The sequence below is a fragment of the Blautia sp. OM07-19 genome (assembly GCF_003481595.1).
GTDB classification, from domain to species: Bacteria; Bacillota; Clostridia; order Lachnospirales; family Lachnospiraceae; genus Blautia_A; species Blautia_A intestinihominis.
The window spans coordinates 51,219-72,910 of the sequence record NZ_QULA01000005.1 but is presented as its reverse complement, the minus strand read 5'-3'; the positions used below and the strand labels follow the sequence as shown (position 1 = coordinate 72,910).

The window sequence follows — 21,692 nt, the reverse complement described above, 5'->3', positions numbered from 1 at the left end:
CACCTCCTACATCTCTGTCAGACGGTTTCCCATAAATTTCATATAGATCACGCTGATCAGGAATACAACTACAAAGATCAGCACTGCCAGGGAAGAACCATATCCAAAATCAAGGAATTTCATCAGGTTATTGTATGCGTACACAGACACACTCTCCGTTCCGTTCGCGCCTCCTGTCATAACGGAGATCAGGTCAAATACCCGGAAAGCATCCAGGGTACGGAACAGCATTGCCACGAGGACGGTCGTTTTGACGTTTGGAAGCGTGACATAAATGAAACGCTGAATTACATTTGCACCGTCAATCTTTGCCGCTTCATAGAGATCATCCGGAACCATCTGCAGCCCTGCAAGGATCAGAAGTGCCATATACGGCGCTGTTTTCCAGATATCCGTGATGACCAGCGCCATAAAGGAACCACTTGAAGTACTGAGCCATGCTTTGTAATCATCGATCACCCCAAGGCGGCACAATACATCATTAAAAAGTCCATACTGATCGTTGTAGATAAATTTCCACATCATTGCAGAAACAGAGGTCGGAATCGCCCACGGGATCAGGATCGCTGCCCGGACGAAGCCTTTTGCCTTGAATCCCTGATTCATGATCATCGCAGAAATAAAGCCGAGAATCGTCTCAAAAAATACTGTCACAACAGTAAATTTCAGTGTAAATACAAGTGCCGTCAATGCTCTGGAATCCTGAAAAATCTTTATATAATTTCCCAGTCCGACGAACGGATACCCGCTCGTCGGATCAGTCAGGACCATCTCATGGAGACTCAGCCAGAATGTACGAAGTATCGGATAAACCGCCACGATCGCCAGAACAATAAGAGCCGGTGTCATCATAATCCATGCATCCCTGGATTCTGTTTTTTCCAGTGAACCACGTCCCTTTTTCATTGTGCTCATTCCTCTCCCTTAAAATTTTATTATTTTGTAAGCTCTTCCAGTTCGCTCTGGAGTGTATCAAGTGCATCTTTGACTTCCATCTCGCCGGTGAGTGCCTGGTGTACATTTCTCTGGATCGCATCGGAAACTTTTGCATATTTTGGTGTCTGCGGTCTGGATTTTCCTGTTGCGATGATGTCTGCAAAATCAGAGTAGAATGGGATTGCTTCCAGGATATCAGCATCTTCATAAACAGATTTTACAACTGGCGGCTGAGAAGAGATCAGAGTCATTTCTTTCTGTGTATCTGCACTTGCCATGTAGGAAATGAAATCAGCTGCTGCCTCTTTGTGTGCATCGTCAACGTTGTTGTTGATCACAAGATCAAGTCCACCGAGGCAGGTGTGAGAATCTTCACCACTTGGTCCGACCGGAAGTGTAGTTGCGCCAATTTTTCCTGTCACCTTGGAACCTTCATCCTGTCCGCTTGACCAGAATCCTGACCAGTCACGTATGAAGAGGCATTTGCCTTCTTTGAATACCTGCTCACTCTCTGTTTCGGAATAAGTTGTGATTCCTTCCGGTGCATAATCATCAACAAGTTTCTTCATGATCTCTGTTGCTTCTACATTATTTTCGGAGTTTGCAACAGGAGTTCCGTTCTCGTCCAGAATATCTCCGCCATTACCCCATACATATTCCACCCAGTTGCATACAAGAGATTCGGACTGTGCTGCCTGGAAATCAGCTCCATATTCCACGCCATCTACACCTTTTGCCTTGTCTGCCAGCTCCATCCAGCCTTCCCAGGTATCCGGAGCTTCTGCACCCAGATCTTCAAGGACATCCGTACGATAGAAAAGGACACTTGAGTTTGTGAACCATGGCATTGCTACAAGTTTGCCATCAATCGTTGCACCTTCTACCGGACCTGTGAGCATTCCCTCTGTCAGAGAAGGATCTACCAGATCAGAGAGATCTGCCAGCCATCCTGCAGAACCAAACTCGCTGATATAAGTTACATCAAGTCCCATTACATCTACACTGGTATCTCCGGAAGCAAGCTTGTTTACAAAATCATCGTGAACTGTGTTTGCATCCTGCGGGAGAATGACAGTCTGTACTTCCACTTTGTCCTGGCTTTCGTTGTAGGCATCTACCATCTTCTGGGTTGCCTCGCCAACGCCCTGGTCAAAGGAAAATGAAATTGTTACCTTATCGTCTGCCTTTACTGCCAATGGTGCCGCAAAGATGGATGCGGTCATTGCTCCTGCTGACATAAGTGCTGCTGCTTTTTTCCACTGTTTTGTTTTCATGTTGTTTCCTCCTTCATGAATGAAAATATATATTGTGTTTTTTATAGATCTCTTAATTTAAGAATGTCTCTGAACTGTCGGAATGATATTTATACGTTTAGGAAAACGTTTACATTTAGTCGTAAAAAAATAAGGTTTCATCGTTTTTCTGTTTGTTATAATCACTAATATTTGTGATTTTCTTTTGTATAATCTGCATAATCTTTAGGGAAAGCGCTTTCCTGTTCGTTCAAAAGTAAGAGCTGCTCCTATACAGCTCTTCTTTCCTGTATTCAGTTCAGACTCTTTGTCGTGCTCCTTCGGATAATCTTGTGGGGCACATACTCCTTCATTGGTGCTTCTGTGCTGCCATCCATCAGTTCCCTGAGCATCTCCGCCGCCTTGACTCCCTCATCATAGTAAGAGATCCGCACGGTTGACAGCTCCGGCTTGATGTAAGTTGCAAATTCAGAATCATCAAATCCCATGATGGAAATATCATCTGGAATCTTCACTCTCATGTTGTCAAGATACTGGATTGCTCCTACTGCGATCACATCACTTCCGGTGACTACTGCCGTCGGGAGCTTACTGTTCTCCTCATAGAGCTTCTTCATTCCCTGATATCCCGCTTCAAAAGAAAAATCTCCCTGGGCAATGTAGGAATCCTTCACTTCTATTCCTGCTTCTTCCAGTGCTTTCTTATAGCCAATGACACGCTTCTTGCCAGATGAAAAGTCATTCTTCGGTCCGCCGAGATAGGCGATCCGCTCATGGCCATTGTCCAGAAGGAACTTCACCGCATCGTACATCGCCTCCACATTATTGTGGATCACAGTGTGCACTGCTTCCTCATCCTCCGAAGCTTCCTGTGTCACCAGGACTACCGGATAATTTCTCTTGCGCATGCGCTCTACCAGAGTGTGGTTTACATCAACTCCGGCAAAAAGCAGGCCTTCGATCTGCTTCTCCTCCAGAATTCCCAGTAATTTCAGTTCTTTCTCAAGTTCACCCTGTGATTCACAGAGGACAACAGTATAGCCTTCCTGGGCAAAAACACTGTTGATTCCCTTGGTGAGTTTACCAAAAACTGCATTGGAAATGTCCGGTACGATAATACCGATCGTATTGGTCTTCTTTGTGATCAATCCCTGTGCAAGGCTGTTGGGCTTGAAATGATTCTTCTCAATCACTTCGTAGACTCTGTCACGGAGTTCTGCACTTACCGGCTTCGTCTTATTGATCACCCTGGATACAGTCGCAATCGATACACCGGCTTCCCGGGCAATATCTTCTATCGTAACTGCCATTCTGATTCTCCTTGCTGGTTTGTTAGGAAAAGGTTTTCCTTACATGTGTCATAGTAGCACTCTCTTAAGTGAACGTCAATTGCTTTTTGGAAAAAAACACAACTTTGTATAGATTATATAAGTTATTCTTTTGGTTTTTGTGAATTGTGCATACATAAACTTCTCATTGAATCCCCTTTATCGCTATGTTAAAATGACGTTGTACAAAGTTATCACATCAAGGAGGACTCACCATGGAATTTCAGAAATTAATAGAAACCAGAAGAACTGTCCGCAAATATGCGGCTGACAGTAAAGTGACCAGAGAACAGATGGAAGCGCTGATCCGTGCCGCGCAGGAGGCTCCGTCCTGGAAAAACTCTCAGACAGGACGTTACTACTGTGTTCTTTCCAGAGAAATAGTCGACAAGATCCGTGCAACCTGCCTTCCGGGTGCGGGAAATGCGGGTAAATCCGAGAATGCTGCGCTGATCGTAACAACCTTCGTACATGACCGCGCCGGTTTCCAGAAAGATGGTACCGCCGACAATGAACTTGGAAACGGATGGGGATGCTATGATCTTGGTCTGCAGAATGAAAACCTGATCCTCAAAGCGGAAGATCTGGGACTTTCCACTCTGATCATGGGAATTCGTGAATCTGATAAACTCCGCGAACTCCTTGATATTCCAGAGACAGAAACTGTTGTGTCTGTTATTGCAGTTGGCAAGGCAGCCGAATCTCCGGCACGTCCGCCGCGCAAGGAACTGGATGCGATCGCGAAGTTCTTCTAATTCGTTGTCATAGACAACAAATACAAATTTAGCCAATTTTTGACTCTGTATTGTATCTTTTTTGTACATATGATACAATGAATTGTCAGGTGATGGCGATGAAGGCATTGCGTTTATTTGCGATGCCTTTTTTATACCCGAAACCTGTACAAAAGGGAAAGAAAGAGAGGAACTATTAATGAAAGAAAAGAAAAAAATGTCCCTGGCCATGCAGATTTTTATTGCACTGGTCCTGGCGATCATTGCTGGTCTTCTGATGCAGAGTCATGCCAGCTTCGCCGAATCTTACATCAAACCGTTTGGAACGATTTTCCTGAACCTGATCAAGTTTATCGTCGTTCCGATCGTACTGTTTTCCATCATGTGCGGTATCATTTCCATGAGTGATATCAAGAAAGTTGGATCTATCGGTCTCAAAACAGTTGTTTTTTATCTGTGCACAACTGCTTTTGCCGTTACAATCGGTCTAACCGGTGGAAACCTGTTCAAAGGACTGTTTCCTGTAGTTGCTACCACAGACCTGGCCTATGAGGCTGCTGAGGCAACTTCCTTCATGGATACGCTGGTAAATATTTTTCCATCCAACTTCGTTTCACCGATGGTAGAAGCAAACATGCTGCAGGTTATCGTAATGGCGATCATCCTTGGTTTCGCGATCATCCTCGTCGGTGAGAAAAACGTCCGCGTTGTAAACGCATTCAATGATCTGAATGAGATCTTTATGAAATGTATGGAAATGATCCTGAAACTGTCCCCGATCGGTGTCTTCTGCCTGCTGTGTCCGGTTATCGCAACCAACGGTCCGGCAATCATCGGTTCCCTGGCTATGGTACTTCTCGCAGCTTATATCTGCTATGTTGTACATGCTGTAGTTGTTTATTCACTGACTGTCGGAACACTCGGTGGAATGAGCCCGCTGAAATTCTTCAAGGGCATGCTTCCGGCGATCATGTTTGCATTCTCCAGTGCTTCTTCCGTAGGAACCCTGCCGATCAACCTGGAATGTACTGAGAAACTTGGTGCCAAACGTGAGATCGCATCCTTCGTACTTCCACTCGGTGCTACCATCAATATGGACGGTACTGCGATCTATCAGGGCGTCTGTGCGATCTTTATCGCATCCTGCTACGGAATCCATTTGACACTTTCTCAGATGCTGACTATCGTGCTCACAGCAACTCTCGCTTCTATCGGAACTGCTGGTGTGCCTGGTGCCGGTATGGTCATGCTTGCGATGGTGCTTACTTCTGTAGGTCTTCCGGTCGACGGTATCGCACTTGTTGCCGGTGTTGACCGTATCTTTGATATGGGACGTACCACTGTCAACATCACCGGTGATGCTGCCTGCACTATGGTCGTTTCCAACCTGGAATCAAAGAAAGATGCCCGCAGAGCAAAAGCTGGGAAATAAACTCTCTGATATTGAAAAATCAAATATCACCTATGCAAAAAGCTGCATCCTCATCGGAATCACTCCAACGGGGATGCAGCTTCTTTATTATCTGCTCTATTATGCTTTCATTAATTTACGTCCGCAGCACTGTTTGTATTTCTTGCCGCTTCCGCACGGGCATGGATCGTTCGGATAAATCTTGTCTTCTTTACGCTGAACAGGAGCTTTTGCGGAGGAATCATCCTTGTTGGTTCCTGTAACTTTGGCAACCTGCTCACGCTCTGCCTTCTGCTCTACATTTACATGATACAGCATACGGACAGTATCTTCCTGGATCGCACTGATCATGTTGTTGAACATCTCGTAAGCGCTCATCTTGTACTCAACAACCGGATCTCTCTGACCATATCCTACAAGGCCGATTCCCTGACGGAGAATCTCCATGTCGTCGATGTGATCCATCCACTTGCTGTCGATGCATTTCAGGAGAACGACACGTTCCAGTTCACGAAGCTGCTCTGCTTCCGGGAACTCTGCTTCTTTGGCTTCGTAGAGTTTGACAGCCTTTTCTTTGATCTCGTGCTTGATCTCGTCTTTCTTCTTGCCTTTGACATCTTCCTTAGTTAAAGCCTTGATCGGGATGATCGGGAGCAGTGCTGTGTTGAACTCATCCAGATCCCACTCTTCGGAATCTACATCATCGGAGAAGCACATATCTACAGTACTGTCTACGATATCTGTGATCATCTTGTAGATGGCATCGCGCATGTTCTCTCCATCCAGTACCTGACGGCGCTCTGCATAAATGATCTCACGCTGCTCGTTATTTACCTGGTCGTAATCGAGAAGGTTTTTACGGATACCGAAGTTGTTGAACTCGATCTTCTCCTGTGCCTTCTGGATCGCGTTGGAAAGCATCTTGTGTTCGATCTGCTCATTCTCTGCAACACCGAGGGATGTAAATACTTTCATCAGTCGCTCAGAACCGAACAGACGCATCAGGTCATCCTCAAGAGAGATATAGAAACGGGATTCACCCGGATCTCCCTGACGACCGGAACGTCCACGGAGCTGGTTATCAATACGTCTGGATTCATGACGCTCTGTACCGATGATCTTGAGACCGCCGGCTTCTCTTGCAACGTCATCGAGCTTGATATCGGTACCACGACCTGCCATGTTGGTCGCGATGGTAACAGCACCGGACTGACCTGCCTGTGCAACGATCTCTGCCTCAAGTTCATGGAACTTCGCATTCAGGACTTTATGCGGGATTCCCTCGCGGCGGAGCATCTTGCTGATGAGCTCGGAAGTCTCGATGGTGATCGTACCAACCAGTACCGGCTGTTTCTTTGCATATGCTTCCTTAACAGCCTCTACGACTGCGTTGAATTTCTCTTTCTTGGTCATGTATACGGCATCTTCGAGGTCTTTACGCTGTACCGGTCTGTTAGTCGGGATCTCTACAACGTCCATTCCATAGATATCACGGAATTCTTTCTCCTCGGTAAGTGCTGTACCGGTCATACCGCCCTTCTTGTCATATTTGTTGAAGAAGTTCTGGAATGTGATAGTAGCAAGAGTCTTGCTCTCTCTCTTGACCTTGACATGCTCTTTTGCTTCGATCGCCTGATGAAGTCCGTCAGAATAACGGCGACCCGGCATGATACGTCCGGTAAACTCATCTACGATCAGGATCTCGTCATCCTTAACTACGTAATCCTGGTCCTTATGCATCAGGTTGTGTGCACGGAGTGCAAGGATGATATTGTGCTGGATCTCCAGGTTCTCCGGATCTGCCAGGTTCTCGATATTGAAGAATTTCTCAACCTTCTTGACACCCTGCTCGGTGAGGTTGACGATCTTGTCCTTCTCATTGACAACGAAATCACCAGTCTCGACAACTTCCTCGCCCATGATAGCTGCCATCTTGGTCATCTCATGGCTGGCTTCACCACGCTCAAGCTGCTGTGCCAGGATATCGCATACTTCGTAAAGTTTGGTGGATTTGCCGCTCTGTCCGGAAATGATAAGAGGTGTACGTGCCTCGTCGATCAGGACGGAGTCGATCTCATCGATGATGCAATAGTGCAGATCTCTCTGTACAAGCTGCTCTTTGTAGATAACCATGTTGTCACGAAGATAATCGAATCCAAGTTCGTTGTTTGTTACATAAGTAATGTCGCATCCGTATGCTGCACGGCGCTCTTCCGGTTTCATGTCGTTGAGGACAACGCCTACAGTCAGTCCGAGGAATTCATGGACTTTACCCATCCACTCAGCATCTCGTTTTGCCAGGTAGTCGTTGACAGTTACGATATGGACACCCTTGCCTTCGAGGGCATTCAGGTATGCAGGAAGGGTAGACACGAGGGTCTTACCTTCACCAGTCTTCATCTCAGCGATACGACCCTGATGGAGAATGACACCACCGATGATCTGTACACGGTAATGCTCCATGCCAAGAACTCGTTTCGCACCTTCACGAACAACTGCAAAAGCCTCCGGAAGAAGATCATCCAGTGTCTCTCCCTCGTCCAGACGTTTACGGAATTCTCTGGTCTTGTCTCTCAGCTGTTCATCTGTTAATTTCTGCATTTCCGGGCGAAGAGATTCTGTTTTCTCTACCAGTGGCATGATTCTCTTTACCTCATGCTCACTACGTGTCCCGAATACTTTTGAAAATATATTCATACTTTACTCCTGTTTGTCTTTATTCTTGTTTGTTCTTCTTATTTCCCATTCTACAACTCCTGCCCACGGTTTCATGACCGCCCGGCAGTTACTCGTTATGGCTTACTTAACACCTTAACGTCACATCTTCTCTATTTTACCACTTTCATAGAGGGAAAACAATGAATTTTTAATAAACAAAATGTGTCCAGATTTTTGGCAAATCCGCTCCTGTTCGTTAGTGCTAACTTTTTCTTGTCATACACAGACAGATATGCTATGATTGATTCTATATGGGAACCTGTAAACCGTAACAAACTAACATTTATCTAAGACAGAGGTTTATTTATTTGAAGAAAAAAGAACTGACATTTATCATTGGTATCGTAGTTTTTGCCCTGATCCTGTGGGGCGGGATGTATCTGGTGCGTCAGGGGCATTACGGTTCGATCCGGATCACGGTAGATGGTGAAGAATATGGCACGTATTCTCTTTCAAAGGATCAGGTGATCTCCATCGGAGATACCAATGTATGCGAAATAAAAAACGGCGAGGTCAAAATGATCGAGGCCGACTGTCCGGACCATCTCTGCCTAAAACAGAAAGCCGTTGACAGCACCGGCGGAACGATCGTCTGCCTGCCGAACAAAGTTGTGATCGAGGGGGAAAAGGGTTCCGGTTCCGATGAAACCTCACCGGAATTTGACACTGTTGTCTGACCCTTATTCTACTTTACAAAGGAAAACATTATGAACCAGAAAAAAATCGCCAATCTAGGACTGTTTGCCGCAGTTGCGATCATCTTTGGCTATGTAGAATCGCTGATCCCGTTTTTTGCGGGGATTCCGGGAATGAAACTTGGACTTGCAAACCTTGCGGTACTTTTTATCCTTGAGAAATATACATGGAAGGAAGCGGCACTTGTCTCCGCTGTGAGGATCGTTGTGATCGGGTTTATGTTTGGAAATCTGTTCAGTATCCTCTACAGCCTCGCCGGGGCTGCACTCAGTCTTACCGTTATGACTCTTATGAAGAAAAAATCTGGCTTCAGCATTCTTGGAATCAGCGTCGCCGGGGGCGTGTCACATAATATCGGGCAGCTTATTATTGCGAGTCTGATCACGATGACGTCCGGGCTGATTTATTATGCGCCGGCGCTGTTGATCTCCGGGGTGATCACCGGATTGCTGATCGGGACTCTGACAAGTGAGGTTTTGAAACGTATTCGGTTCTAGGAAAAACCCAAGGGGACGGGTACAATGGCACTAAATCGCCACTGTACCCGTCCCCTTGGTCTTATGCATCGTTTTTAAAGTATAATTCATTTCTCGATGCTCAAAATAATTTTAACACCAAAATAAAGCATCGCAAAATCACATTTGCTCCTGAACTATTGCACAACCTTTACGGTGTAGGTGTTCTTCATTAACTCAAATCGTTCTTTCATCCCGTCCGTCAAATAGATATTCTTGTCTTCATCCACAAACATTGCATCTGCATCATATTTCTCCAGCAGTTCCATTGCATCATCCATTCCAAGAACGAAACATGCGGTGGAGAGTCCGTCTGCCAGAAGTCCATTGTCGCAGACGATCGTCACGGAATCTAATCCGTTCCATACCGGATAGCCCGTCTTCGGGTCCAGGATGTGGTGGTAGCGTTTGCCGTCTTCCATGAAATATTTCTCGTAATCACCGGAGGTAGAAAGGAACTCGCCGCCTTTGATCGTGATCGCGCCGAGATAATCACCTTCTGTGTCTCTCGGGTCTGTGACTGCTACTTTCCATGGGGAATCGTCTGGTTTCTGTCCATAAGCCATGACACTGCTGCCGCCCAGGTTCAGGATCATTCCCTCGACTTCTTTCTGGTCTTTGAGAAATTCTGAGATCACATCGCAACCAATCCCCTTGCCGGTCGCACCCAGATCCAGAGTGGTATCCTCTGCCAGAGTGACTTTGTTCCCATCCAGAGTCACGTTCTGATAGCCAACATCCTTAAGAAGTGCTTCAAGCTCGGACTGCTCCGGCACATGCGGGTCCTCGCCGTCGATATCCCACAGACGGATCACCTTGCCAAGTGTCGGATCGAAAGCTCCACCTGAATCATCAGCAAGCTGCTCGATCTGTGCAAGATACCCGGCAAGCTCATCGGAAACTTCTGTCGTCTCCCCCGCTGCCGCATTCAGCTTCGAAATCTGTGAGTCCTCGTCCGTCCAGGACAGAAGTCCGCTTTCGATCTCCCGGAGCTTATTTCCGATCTCTGCGTTCAGGTCATCTCCTGTTGTATACAGCGTCTCAGAAACTACCGTATCCATCGCAAAATCTGTATTTGTATATTTCTCCGCATCTTTCGCCAGAACCGGCACTGCTCCCATAAGCGTGCCACAAAGCATCACACCTGTCAGTGTACAGGCGATTTTTTTATGAAAATTACGCATATATTTCTCCTTTATAACCGAAATACGCATCCGCTGTGACATACAACGAATGCGTTTTAATTTTTCGGTTATATCTTACCACAGTTTTGTTTTTGCGGCAAGTTATATATTATTAACTTGTTACTATTCGCAGTAACTTCACCATTATTTTGAAACAGCTGCACTTTTCTCTCGCTTCACTGGTGTTTTTGAAACTGCTGCTTCTTCTTTCAGTTCCTCCACTTCCTGTCCGATCTGGATATTCTTACGCGGGCAGGTTGCCTCGCACGCATGACAGCAGATACATTCACCGGAAAGAGGGGTATCTCCGTCAATATCAAGATGTGCAGGGCAGCGTTTTTTGCAGAGACCGCATTTGGCAGGGCATTTGGAAGGGTCTCTTTTGAATAACGCTGACGGCAGGATCGGCATCAGCGCAAAAACAGCTCCCATCGGGCACAGGAACTGGCAGAAGAAACGCTCCTGTGTACACATGCCAATCAGGATCAGGACAAGTAAGATGATTCCGATCTTGTAAGAGGCATTTGGAAGTTTCCGCGCTGTCAGCATGGAAAATACATCCCACGGGCTCATTCCCTGGAGGTTTGCATACCATCCGGTGAAAATGGAAAGGAGGATAAATGCCAGAAGGATATATTTCACTTTCTGCAGACAGCGAACCACTTTTTCCGGATATCCATGTCTGCCTTTCTTATGAAAAACTTTCTGGCGGATAAATAAGGTCAGCTCGTACATGGCATCTCCCAGAGAACCAAAGGCACACGCATATCCGCAGAAATGTCTTCCGAACAGTACCGTGATCAGAAGCAGTGCGCCTGTAACATCGAGGAAGGAATTCCATGTCACCGGCTGTCCTGCCGCGATCGCCTGAAAGATCGACTTAACTCCCGCAAACGCGGTGGAAAAAAGTGCCGGTGCCACAATGAAAAATACAAGCTGTATGGCAGCCCGGATCAGACGGACTTTTCTCTGCCTTTTTTTCATCAGTTTTCCGCCTTTCCTAATGCATCTACAACTGCATTGATGATTCCGGTAGAGCTGAAGGTTGCTCCGGAAATGGTATCAACATCTGTACTCTGTGCGGAGAGAATGGAGCTGATAACGCCCTCTCCCTGTGAGAGATAAGCAGAATCCTCGCCCGGTGCGCTTGTCACCTGGATGTCGGTGATCTCATCGCTGGCAAGTGTTACCTGAACCTGAATGGTTCCACCAAATCCCTGTGCTTCACCTGTGTAGGTTCCGTCTTTGTATACATTATCAGCATCAGATATGTCTGCATTGCTGCTGTCCGCAGCTGTGATATCACCTGCTGTCTCCTTTGAAGAAGCGTTTGCGGCTGCAGCCTTGGCTTCTTCCTGCGCTTTTGCCGCATCTTCGAGGGCAGTCAGCATTTCCTGCTGCTGTTCTTCCAGCGCACTCACGCGGTCTGTAAGCTCTGTGATCTCCTGTGCCTGTGTATCATTTTTCTGCATAAAATTATAGCCCAGGACTGCGCCGATGATCAGGATCAGGCACAGAACTCGCATATAAAAACTATGGTATTTCATTTTTTCTCGTTACTCCTGTTGATTATTTTTTAATATGTGTTAATTCTGAGCCTGACTCAGTGCATTCTGAAATGCCTGAATAATGCCCTGTGAGGAAAAAGTTGCCCCAGATACAGCATCCAGACCGTCAGCTGACTGACTTCCCATTACCTGATTATAAATAGAATTCCATGCTTCATCAAAATACTCTTCATCATCAAGTGTACTGTAGGATGCTTCAACAATCTGTCCTCCGGAGATAGTAACTGTTACTGTTACGCTTCCTGCTCCATAATTTCCGGCTCCGCTTCCCGTGTAAGTTCCATCTCTGTATCTTCCTGCCGGTTCTTCAGTCGGTTCCGGTGTTGGAGTCTCTGTCGGAACAGCAGTCGGTTCCGGTGTTGGAGTTGCTTCTGGTATTACCGTTGGAGTTGGTGTAACAGTAATTTCCGGTGTCACTGTTGGAACTGGGGTTTCTGTTGGGGTTGGCGTAATTTTTGCACCTTCCAGTGCTTTCTGGGTTCCACCAAGAATTCCATTCGAAGAATACGTTGCTCCGCTTACGGTATCAATTCCATCTACAGACTGTTTTTCCAGAATTGCAGGCTGTAATACTTTCCATGCTTTCTTAAAGAAAGAATCTGTGTCTGTGTTCGTATTCGTCAGTTCTATAATTTTTCCATCCTTAATAGTTACTGTAATATAGACAAATCCAGAATACCCTCTTGCTCTCCCTGTGTAAGTACCATCCTGATATTCAGAAGTCGGTGTATCTGGTTCTGGGATATCTGGTTCTGCTGTCGGAGTAGGCGTAGCTGTTGGTTTCACAGTCGGTTTGGCAGTTGTTGTCTCTGCTTTCGCCAGTGCTTTCTGAGCAGCTTCCAGAATACCATTGGATGAGAAAGTTGCTCCACTTACGGTATCTACGCCATATACGCCCTGCTTCTTGAGAATTGCAGGCTGAATCTTAGACCATGCTTTGCTAAAATATTCCTTCGTATCTGTATTTGTATTTGTGATTTTTGTGATTTTTCCGTTTTTGATGGTAATTGTCACTTTAACCGGTCCGTCAAAGCCTTCTGCTTCTGCGCTGTATGTTCCGTCTTTATAGGTCACATTTTCTGCCGGTTTCGGAATAGATGCCGGTTTTGGTGTTGGTTTTGCTGTTACGACCGGCTTCACGGTTGGTGTCGGTGTTGTCTTTGCATCTGTATTCGCCGCTTTTGACAGAGCATCCTGTACTGCCTGAATGATTCCATTGGAGGAATAGGTTGCTCCACTGACAGCATCAACATTCGGAGTCTGACCGGAGATCATCCTGCTGATCACCCCCTGTGCAGAGGCAAAATAAGAGGGAGTTTCGCCGGAGGCACTCAGAACATCAATCGAAGTAATTTTTCCACCGGAAATCGTTACCTGAACACTGACCGTGCCTCCAAATCCTGTGCCGCTTCCCTGATAAGTACCATCCTTATATCCGCCTTCCGGAACGGATACAGTCGGAGTAGATGTAGTTCCCTGTCCTGTCGCAGAAGTTTTCTGAGATTCATCCGGAAGTGTTTTTGCCGTTCCTTTTTTGATTCCGGCTTTTGCCTTTTTGGAAGCAGTTTTGCCTGTTTTTGCTGAAGAAGAAGTTCCATCTGAAAAATCCTCATAGGAATATGCTGTTGTAATCAGCCCGGTCAGTTCTTCTGCATCCTTAACATCGGCACTCTCTGACTGTACTTTCTGCGTACTTCCGGCCTTTCCCTGAACACCAGTCACCGCCACTGCTGCGATCACTGCCGCTGCCGGAAGAAGCTTGATATAATTTTTTCTGTCCGGAAAATCCTTTTTGTCCTGTTTTTTCATAGTGTCTCCTGTATTATCTCAAAACGTACAAAAGCAGGGGCTGTTAAAAAACGGCCCCCGTCTTTTGTGCTGACTTTATAACTTTTTATTTTACAGTTACTTTAAATTTTGCTGTCATGCCGCTGCATTTCACAGTGATAACTACTGTACCTTTCTTAACGCCTTTTACAACGCCCTTGGAAGTTACAGTTGCAACGCCTTTGTTGCTGCTTGTGTAAGTAACTTTTCCAGTTGGAACTGCACTTACTTTGATGGTAGTTGTTTTGCCTCTGTTGATTGTTGCTGCTGTTCTTGAAAGTTTCAGAGATGCATTTTTAACAGATACCGTTACTACCTTTTTCAGCTTTCCTACCTGAACTGTGATCTTAACGGTTCCGGCTTTTTTCGCTCTTACAACACCTTTGGAATCTACGGTTGCAATGTTCTTGTTGCTGCTTGTAAATTTCGCAGTTCCGGAAACACCGCTCTTGGTCACTGCGATTGTTGTAGAAGTCTGACCTTTTGTATAAATAGTTGTTTTTGCTGCTTTTGCTGCAATGCTCGGATTCTTAACAGTTACTTTGCAGGTGATCTTTGCTTTTCCGGCTGTAGCTGTGATTACTGCTGTACCTGCTTTCTTTGCTGTTACAACACCTTTGGAGCTTACAGTTGCAACGCTCTTGTTGCTTGTTGCATATTTTACTGTTCCACCGATTGCAGATGTTGCTTTCAGTGTATAGGAAGCAGGTGTTCCTCCAACATAAACTGTGACAGCTGTTTTGTTGATGGACATTGCATTCTTGACAGTTACTTTGTAAGTTGCTGTTTTTCCATTCAGAGTAGCAGTGATGTTTGCTGTACCTGCTGCTTTGGCTGTTACAACACCCTTGGAGTCTACAGTTGCAACTTTTGTATTGCTGGATTTCCATGTTACAGTTCCTGCCAGGTTGGTTGTTACCTTGAGGGTTGTAGATGTTTTATCCTGAGTATAAAGTGTTCCTGAAGCAACGTTAAGTTTGAACTCAGCTTTTACAAGTGAATCAATTGCTTCTCTCAGATGTGTAATCTGCTCATCAACGCCATTCTGTGTCTGTTTGTCAATATTTGCAAGCATTTCTTCGCACTCTTCAAGTTCGTTTGCAACATTTACCCAGCTTGCCGGAGTATAGTCGCTTTCTTTCAGTGCTTTTGCTTCTGCAATCACTGCCTCAAGTGCAGTTGTATCCACTTCTTCTTTTGCTGGTTTTACAATATTTGCATCTGTTGCCTGGAACTGTACAGTAAAGTCTTCGTATCCAAGAGCATATACGGTCAGTGTCCAGTATCCTGTTCCGTCGTATCCTTCTGGAAGCTGGCAGCGCAGGGATTTTGTAAGGCCAAGCTGAATACCCATAGATTTGTGCATCCAGTTATCTGCTGCAAATTTTGTTCCGTAAGTCTGAAGTGCATTTGTGCAAGTGCTGTCGTTTCCATAGTATGTCCATTTAACAGCCTGCATTGCAGCACCAAGATCTCCGTATCCATCTCCTGTAAGGTCAACTCTCAGGAACTCACCATAGTTGCCACTTGCTTCTTTTACAGTTGTGGTAATATTTTCTGCTTTTTTGAGGGCTGCATCTTTAACACCTGAATCTGTTCCATTTGCTCTTGCGCTGAAGCTGAATGTACCATCTTCATTCTTTGTAGCTGTCTTAAGACCATTTGTATTTGCCGTAACATCTGCTGTCAGATTATAAGACCGAAGATTAACTTCTCCGTATCCACCAACCAGTGTTCCATCATTTTCTACTACTGTATAAGCCTTTTTGAAATCTTCATAATCCGAAGTTTTTACTTTAACCGGTACATATTTCAGACCGCTTACTTCATAGTCAAGCATTTCATCTGTTGTACCATCTTCAAATGTAAGAGTTCCCCTGCTATATGTAGCTTTTGTTCCGTCTGTGAATACAACTGTTGTCTGTCCTTCCCAGTAAGAAACGGCATAAGAACCTTTCTCACCTTTAATAATTGCAGTTGTCTGGAAGCTTCCTCTGTGAAGACCGTGGTTTGTAGTTGCTCTTGTTACAGTATCAAACGCTCCAAGGTCTGCCTCACCTCTTGTATCTTTGTCTGCTGAAGCAGTTGCATCACCTGCTGCATATACACCTTCTGCTGCCCAGTACTGAGCCCAGGTAAGTCCTGCATATACATATTTATATTCTGCAACTTCATAATCGAACGCAAAATCATCATATCCGCTGGAAGTTACAACAAATTTAGTTCCGTTTGTTACTTCAATACCTGTAAGATCCAGTGTTCCGTCTTCTTTGACGATCACTTTTGAACCTTTTCCGGTGGCCTGATAAGTCTTATCTCCTACTGTTACAGCAGTGATTGTCTTGATGTAAGCTGTCAGCTGCTCTTCTGTAGAGCCTTCTGCCGGTACAAGTTTACTGTTTTCAGCATCGTAAGCTGCCGGTACAGCTGCCTCTTTTGCATAGAAAGAAGCCTGGATCGGTGCATATTCGCCATTTTCATCGCTGATAACCAGAGTATGGGAACCTGCTGCCAGTGTTCCGGTTGTGATCTTGCCATCTGCATATGCAACTTCTGTTCCGTCAACAGTATATTTTGCTGCAAAACCTTCCGGAAGAGTGCCATCCAGAGTGACTGCTGCTTCTGTATCTGTTGTATGAATGTTTGCAACTGTTGCTTTTACGCCTGTTTTTGTCAGAACCTTTTCATCATTAACATCAAATGTGATGATTCCCTTGTCAGTGTAATAAGTAACACTGTCAATGGTTTTTCCCATCATGGATTTATAATGTTCAGATGATGTCGGGCATCCATGAACACTTGTAGTAAAACCTGTGCACCATGCCAGTTCATAGCCTTTCCAGATATTTTCCAGATGACGCATACCGTACTCTGTACCATCTGTTGTATTAACCGTTGCACCATAGATTTTATCCGTGCTTGTACTGATCAGGGAAGAGAAGGTTTCATTATTGATCTTCAGCTGATAATCTCCATATTTGCTCTGTGTTTTCAGTTCTGCTGTTGCTTCAACTGTTTTCTCCTGTGCACCCTTAACATCACTGAAGGTAAAGCTTCCATCTTCATTTACTGTCAGTTCTTTATAATAACCCGGAACTTCTGACAGTACATAATAAGAGTAGGAAGCATTCTCGATCAGAGAATCTTTTCCTGTATAAGTATTGCTTGCTGTCTGTCCTTTGTTTGTGACTGTGATCGTTACGGAATCATCGTCTGTCACCTTTTTCTGATCCTTCAGAAGTGCAAGATCACTTACTTTAACAGGGAAGGTGACACCTGCCAGATTTGTTCCTTCTACATCTGTATGATAAGCTGAATTTCCATTCATCATACCCGCTGTTCTGGATTTGTTCAATGTGGCAGAGGTAAATGCATCGACTTTGACATCGTTATTCTTTAATTCTGCCTTATAGAAATCGTCATAAGGAATGTTCATGAGAACGTATGCTTCGCCTGTTATCTGGTCATCGCCTGCCTGATCAGAAAACTCGTCCTCTGTTAACTCGGAACTGAACAGATCTTCCTCAGAATCAGTTTCTGCTGTGTCTGCATCCTCATCTTCTACCACATCTACATCTGCAGTATCATCAGCAACTTCTTCTGTATCTACCTCTACTTCTGTCTCAGTCTCCGCATCCGGTGTTTCTTCTACTTCTACAGCATCTGAAACTACATCACTGTCTGAAAAATCAGCCGCCATTGCAACTGTCGGCATACTTGTCATTGCCATAGCTGCACTGAGCACTACCGGAGCTACTTTCTTTAACAATTTCTGATTTGCCATCTTCTTCCTCCTCTTTCTTTCCGTTAGGTATTTCTAACTATTATTTTATACCACAAACCTATATTCCTGTCTATATTTCAGTTAGAATTTTCTAACCTGTGAATTGACTTTTTTTCTCATTTAACATCTTATTGATAATTCTTTTTCAATAAAAGTATAACAAAATACACCTGTTATACCAGGTAAACATTCCCGATACAGCAGGTGCATATTATTTGTCATTTATTCAGTTTTACTTTTGTGGTCCCTTCTGCCGAACTGTCTCTCAGTCTCTCAAAAACTTCTTTGCTTTCTTTCCACGCTTTCGGTGTGCCGCCGATGATCGAGCAGCCTTCGTGGAGTGTGATCGGACTTCCGTCGATCTGTGTGATCACGCCGCCGGCTTCTTCCAGGATCACGGATGCCGCCGCATAATCGTATGGCTGGAGTTTCAGTTCCAGATAGACCGTATTGCTTCCAGATGCCGCACGGCAGAGTCCCAATGCCGCTGAACCGCCACAACGGATGGAAAGGCTGTTCTGGAACATATCTTTGACCACACGGAACAGCCAGTCGATTCCGGCTTCGTTGTATCTTGCACAGCCGAACTCCACGATTCCCTCCGTGACGGATTTATCCGCAAGCTGGATCCGTTTGCCATTAAGGTAACTTCCCTTGCCGCGGATCGCAATATACATATCATTAATGTACGGATGATAGACAAAACCAGCGATCATCTGATCCTTATGTGCAAGCCCGACAGAAATACAGCTGTGATGATAATCAAACATAAAATTCGTCGTGCCATCGATCGGATCAATATAAAAGGTAAACTCGCCATCTGCCTGTGCACCGGCATTTCCCTCGGTATCTTCTTCTCCGAAGAAAGCTGCTCCCGGAAGGATCTCGCTGAATCCTTTGATCAGGAACCTCTGGATCTCCATATCGTAATCGGTGCAGAAGTTCGCAAGCCCCTCTTTCTGATGGATCATTGCATCGGATGGTCTGGCCTTGACCATCTTTTTGCCGGCTTCGCGGATCAGACGCTCGATCGCACGGTATCTGGAATCCATTCGTTCCTTCGGATCTTCTTTGATCTCAGGTGTGGCATTTTCTCCCATTGCTTCTGAAACAGAGCGGTCCATGGATGGATTCTCCGTCATTGCATATGTACCGGAAGATTTCTGCTCCTCATCCGCGGATCTCCATGGTGTCACATCCCAGCCGCCAAATCTGCGAATCGCACTCTCAATCTTTCTGCGGCTTCTGTCAAATCCCCAGTACCAGATTCCACCGAGAAGTCCGCCCACTGTATTAAAGAACAGGTCTGCAAGCTGGAAGGTTCCCAGTTTGAAAAACAACTGACAGAACTCGATGCCGAGCGAAAACAGGAAACTGATCTTGAAACTTAAGATCAGGACATCCTGAATACTTTTTTCCTTATAATGGTCTCTTTCTTCCTGTGCCCAGAACAAAAGGACGATGAACGGAAGAAACAGGATCAGGTTTTCAAAATTCTCTGTGTAAAGCTCTCCATTATTATGTAAACTCCAGATGCCGAGCACATGATCCAGAGGATTTCCCCAGATTGTCCGGCACAAAAGTGTCCGAAACAGCATCATACTTACATAAAATACCAGGAAAAAATGTTTCCTGAACCAGCCGCTTGTGCGGAACTGACGGATCCATGCCCGAACCACTGGACCGGCTCCCTGTTTCCTGCCAAGCATATAGACGCACATGACAAGTGCCGCCAGCAGAAGGGATGCTCCCGCTGTCTGGTAGAGCGCTGCCAGAACATCTGCGATGATTTTTACAACATATTCCATAGTCTGTCTCCTCATTTCGTGCGGTGAATATCCGCCGCACCAGTCAGTTCATAATAAAAAATATACTGCTGCATGATTCCCCGAAGTCCGTGATATCTGCGGTTCGGGAATCCTCTTTTGTAGTGTATGTCCAGAACCTGGCGGATATGTGTGTCGATCGGGAATGCATCCATGTGGTGAAGTGCAAACAGACAGATGCAGTCAGCAACCTTCTCTCCCACGCCGCTGAGTTTCATCAATTCCTGTCTTGCCCTGCGATAATAACGCATGCGGTAAAGTTTCTCCAGCGAGACCTCTCCGCTCAGAATACTTCGTGTCGTTTCCACCAGATATTTCGCGCGATAGCCCATTCCGAGTGCCCGGAGTTCTTCCTCCGTCGCCGTTCCCAGCTGTTCCGCTGTCGGGAAAGTCCAGTATTCCACGCCTTCCTCGGAATATTTCTGCTCACCGTATCGTTTACATAATCTGTCAATGCATCCACGGATCCTGGAAATATTATTCTGCTGTGAGATCAGAAACGTAATGATCATCTCCCACAGATCCTGACGCAAGATCCGGATGCCGCTCCCGCACTCTGCCGCCGCACTCAGGTAATGGTCACGTGGATTGATCTTCTCGATATAGCCTGCATAATCCGCATCAATATCAAAGTACGGAACCCAGTAACAGAGAAATTCCACATCACTGCAATGAAAAGTTACGATCGTCCCTTCCTGTGTAAGCTTGAGATACTGATCTCCTGCGATCAGTTCATACGTGTTTTCTTCTGTCTCTCTCATCCGGAAACACTGACCGGACTGACAGATCTGTTTCAGGCTGAAATTATCCAGCTCTACTGTAATCATATTTTTCTCCGTCCCCTACATCTGATGCCGAACTACTCTGTATTCATCTCCATTGCGATAATACGGGCATTCTTTATATTCTGTGCTGATAAAACGGTAATACTCGTCCTCGTCCAGATTTACATCGCAGTAATAACTTTCACTTTCTTCGTCATATACATAATTCGCGCAGTAATCGCAGCTTGTTGCTTTCATCTGTTATTTCCTCTTTTCTATTCCCAGATCTTCCACGGTGCATTTCCGCTCTGCCAGAGACTTTCCAGGAGATTTTTTTCACGAAGGGTGTCCATGCACTGCCAGAAGCCCTTGTGGCGGTAGGCATTTAACTGTCCCATGCGGGCAGCCTCTGCCAGAGGATATTTCTCAAACACAGTATCATCCCCTTCGATCAGATCCATGATCGAAGGCTCCAGGACCATGAATCCGGCATTGATCCAACCGCCGTCTTCTTTTTTCTTTTCTTTGAAGTTGGTGATCGTTCCATCGTTTTCAATATCAAGGATACCGAAACGTCCTCCCGGCTGTGCCGCTGTGATCGTCGCCATTTTGCCGTGGGAGCGGTGATACTCGAGAAGTTCTTTGATGTTGACATCAGCCACGCCATCCCCGTAGGTCAGCATGAACGTATTTCCATCGAGATATTCCTTCACACGTTTGATACGTCCGCCGGTCATGGTATTGAGTCCTGTATCGACCAGGGTGACTTTCCACGGTTCCAGGACATTGTTGTGCACGATCATCTTATTTTCCTGGGTAAAATCAAAAGTGATGTTGCTGTTGTGAAGATAATAGTCTGCAAACCATTCTTTGATCACATGCTGTTTGTATCCACAGCAGATAACAAATTCATTAAATCCATAAGCAGAATACATTTTCATAATATGCCAGAGGATCGGCTTCTCCCCGATCTCGATCATCGGCTTCGGCTTCAGATGGCTCTCCTCGCTGATACGGGTACCAAAACCGCCTGCTAAAATTACAACTTTCATATTTATTCTCCAATCCGTTTTATCTGTTTTGCGTATGATATCCTATATTCTAATACAATCCCCGCAAAAAAGAAAGCATTCCTCCTGACATTTATA

General features: G+C 45.5%; 17 protein-coding genes. 4 read left to right on the top strand and 13 right to left on the bottom strand.

Annotated elements, in window-relative coordinates; all coding sequences use genetic code 11:
• Positions 1-6 precede the first annotated feature (6 nt).
• From DXC01_RS05515 to DXC01_RS05505, 3 genes are all read right to left on the bottom strand, one after another.
• Positions 7-915 carry a carbohydrate ABC transporter permease gene (locus tag DXC01_RS05515; protein ID WP_199704971.1) on the bottom strand — a complete coding sequence of 303 codons (909 nt, stop codon included), beginning with the start codon at positions 913-915 and terminating at the stop codon, positions 7-9.
• 20 nt (positions 916-935) lie between these two features.
• A complete protein-coding gene (locus DXC01_RS05510) occupies positions 936-2,210 on the bottom strand; it encodes an ABC transporter substrate-binding protein (RefSeq protein WP_118698472.1) in 1,275 nt (424 codons plus the stop codon).
• A gap of 272 nt (positions 2,211-2,482) precedes the next feature.
• A complete protein-coding gene (locus tag DXC01_RS05505; protein WP_118698471.1) occupies positions 2,483-3,499 on the bottom strand; it encodes a LacI family DNA-binding transcriptional regulator in 1,017 nt (338 codons plus the stop codon).
• Between the two features lie 233 nt (positions 3,500-3,732).
• Between DXC01_RS05505 and DXC01_RS05500 the strand changes: the two genes are divergently transcribed.
• Together DXC01_RS05500 and DXC01_RS05495 are read left to right on the top strand one after the other, a co-directional pair.
• Positions 3,733-4,272 carry a nitroreductase family protein gene (locus DXC01_RS05500; RefSeq protein WP_118698470.1) on the top strand — a complete coding sequence of 180 codons (540 nt, stop codon included), beginning with the start codon at positions 3,733-3,735 and terminating at the stop codon, positions 4,270-4,272.
• A 178-nt stretch (positions 4,273-4,450) separates the two neighbouring features.
• Positions 4,451-5,683 (top strand): dicarboxylate/amino acid:cation symporter, encoded by a 1,233-nt coding sequence (locus DXC01_RS05495; protein WP_118698469.1) that lies wholly within the window; start codon positions 4,451-4,453, stop codon positions 5,681-5,683.
• 99 nt (positions 5,684-5,782) lie between these two features.
• On the opposite strand, the gene secA is transcribed toward DXC01_RS05495, so the two are convergent.
• The gene (gene secA, locus DXC01_RS05490; protein ID WP_118251843.1) at positions 5,783-8,359 is read right to left on the bottom strand and encodes a preprotein translocase subunit SecA; all 2,577 of its coding nucleotides are present in this window, start codon (positions 8,357-8,359) and stop codon (positions 5,783-5,785) included.
• Positions 8,360-8,688: 329 nt separating this feature from the next.
• Here secA and DXC01_RS05485 point away from each other — a divergent pair, with 329 nt between their 5' ends.
• Together DXC01_RS05485 and DXC01_RS05480 are read left to right on the top strand one after the other, a co-directional pair.
• Positions 8,689-9,057, top strand: coding sequence for a NusG domain II-containing protein (locus DXC01_RS05485; RefSeq protein ID WP_022214057.1), 369 nt, complete (start codon positions 8,689-8,691; stop codon positions 9,055-9,057).
• A gap of 30 nt (positions 9,058-9,087) precedes the next feature.
• Positions 9,088-9,573: a Gx transporter family protein gene (locus DXC01_RS05480; protein WP_022214058.1), complete on the top strand. Its 486-nt coding sequence runs from the start codon at positions 9,088-9,090 to the stop codon at positions 9,571-9,573.
• 155 nt (positions 9,574-9,728) lie between these two features.
• Here DXC01_RS05480 and DXC01_RS05475 read toward each other — a convergent pair whose 3' ends face one another.
• From DXC01_RS05475 to rfbF, 9 genes are all read right to left on the bottom strand, one after another.
• A complete protein-coding gene (locus tag DXC01_RS05475; protein WP_118698468.1) occupies positions 9,729-10,775 on the bottom strand; it encodes an FAD:protein FMN transferase in 1,047 nt (348 codons plus the stop codon).
• Positions 10,776-10,919: 144 nt separating this feature from the next.
• Complete coding sequence (locus tag DXC01_RS05470) at positions 10,920-11,759, bottom strand: 4Fe-4S binding protein (protein ID WP_118698467.1); 840 nt, start codon at positions 11,757-11,759, stop codon at positions 10,920-10,922.
• Positions 11,759-12,322 (bottom strand): FMN-binding protein, encoded by a 564-nt coding sequence (locus tag DXC01_RS05465; protein WP_022214061.1) that lies wholly within the window; start codon positions 12,320-12,322, stop codon positions 11,759-11,761. The genes DXC01_RS05470 and DXC01_RS05465 overlap by 1 nt, the downstream gene beginning before the upstream one ends.
• A 39-nt stretch (positions 12,323-12,361) precedes the next feature.
• Positions 12,362-14,152: an FMN-binding protein gene (locus tag DXC01_RS05460; protein ID WP_022214062.1), complete on the bottom strand. Its 1,791-nt coding sequence runs from the start codon at positions 14,150-14,152 to the stop codon at positions 12,362-12,364.
• 85 nt (positions 14,153-14,237) lie between these two features.
• Entirely contained in the window at positions 14,238-17,954 is a 3,717-nt protein-coding gene (locus DXC01_RS05455; RefSeq protein WP_118698466.1) for a penicillin-binding Tp47 domain C-containing protein, read from the bottom strand.
• A gap of 218 nt (positions 17,955-18,172) precedes the next feature.
• Positions 18,173-19,762 (bottom strand): inositol monophosphatase family protein, encoded by a 1,590-nt coding sequence (locus tag DXC01_RS05450; RefSeq protein WP_118698465.1) that lies wholly within the window; start codon positions 19,760-19,762, stop codon positions 18,173-18,175.
• Between the two features lie 11 nt (positions 19,763-19,773).
• Positions 19,774-20,607 (bottom strand): DNA-3-methyladenine glycosylase family protein, encoded by an 834-nt coding sequence (locus tag DXC01_RS05445; protein WP_118698464.1) that lies wholly within the window; start codon positions 20,605-20,607, stop codon positions 19,774-19,776.
• Positions 20,608-20,622: 15 nt separating this feature from the next.
• On the bottom strand, positions 20,623-20,802 hold the full coding sequence (locus DXC01_RS05440; protein WP_022214066.1) for a DUF6472 family protein: 180 nt from the start codon (positions 20,800-20,802) through the stop codon (positions 20,623-20,625).
• A gap of 17 nt (positions 20,803-20,819) precedes the next feature.
• The gene (rfbF, locus tag DXC01_RS05435) at positions 20,820-21,596 is read right to left on the bottom strand and encodes a glucose-1-phosphate cytidylyltransferase (protein WP_022214067.1); all 777 of its coding nucleotides are present in this window, start codon (positions 21,594-21,596) and stop codon (positions 20,820-20,822) included.
• Positions 21,597-21,692 lie beyond the last annotated feature (96 nt).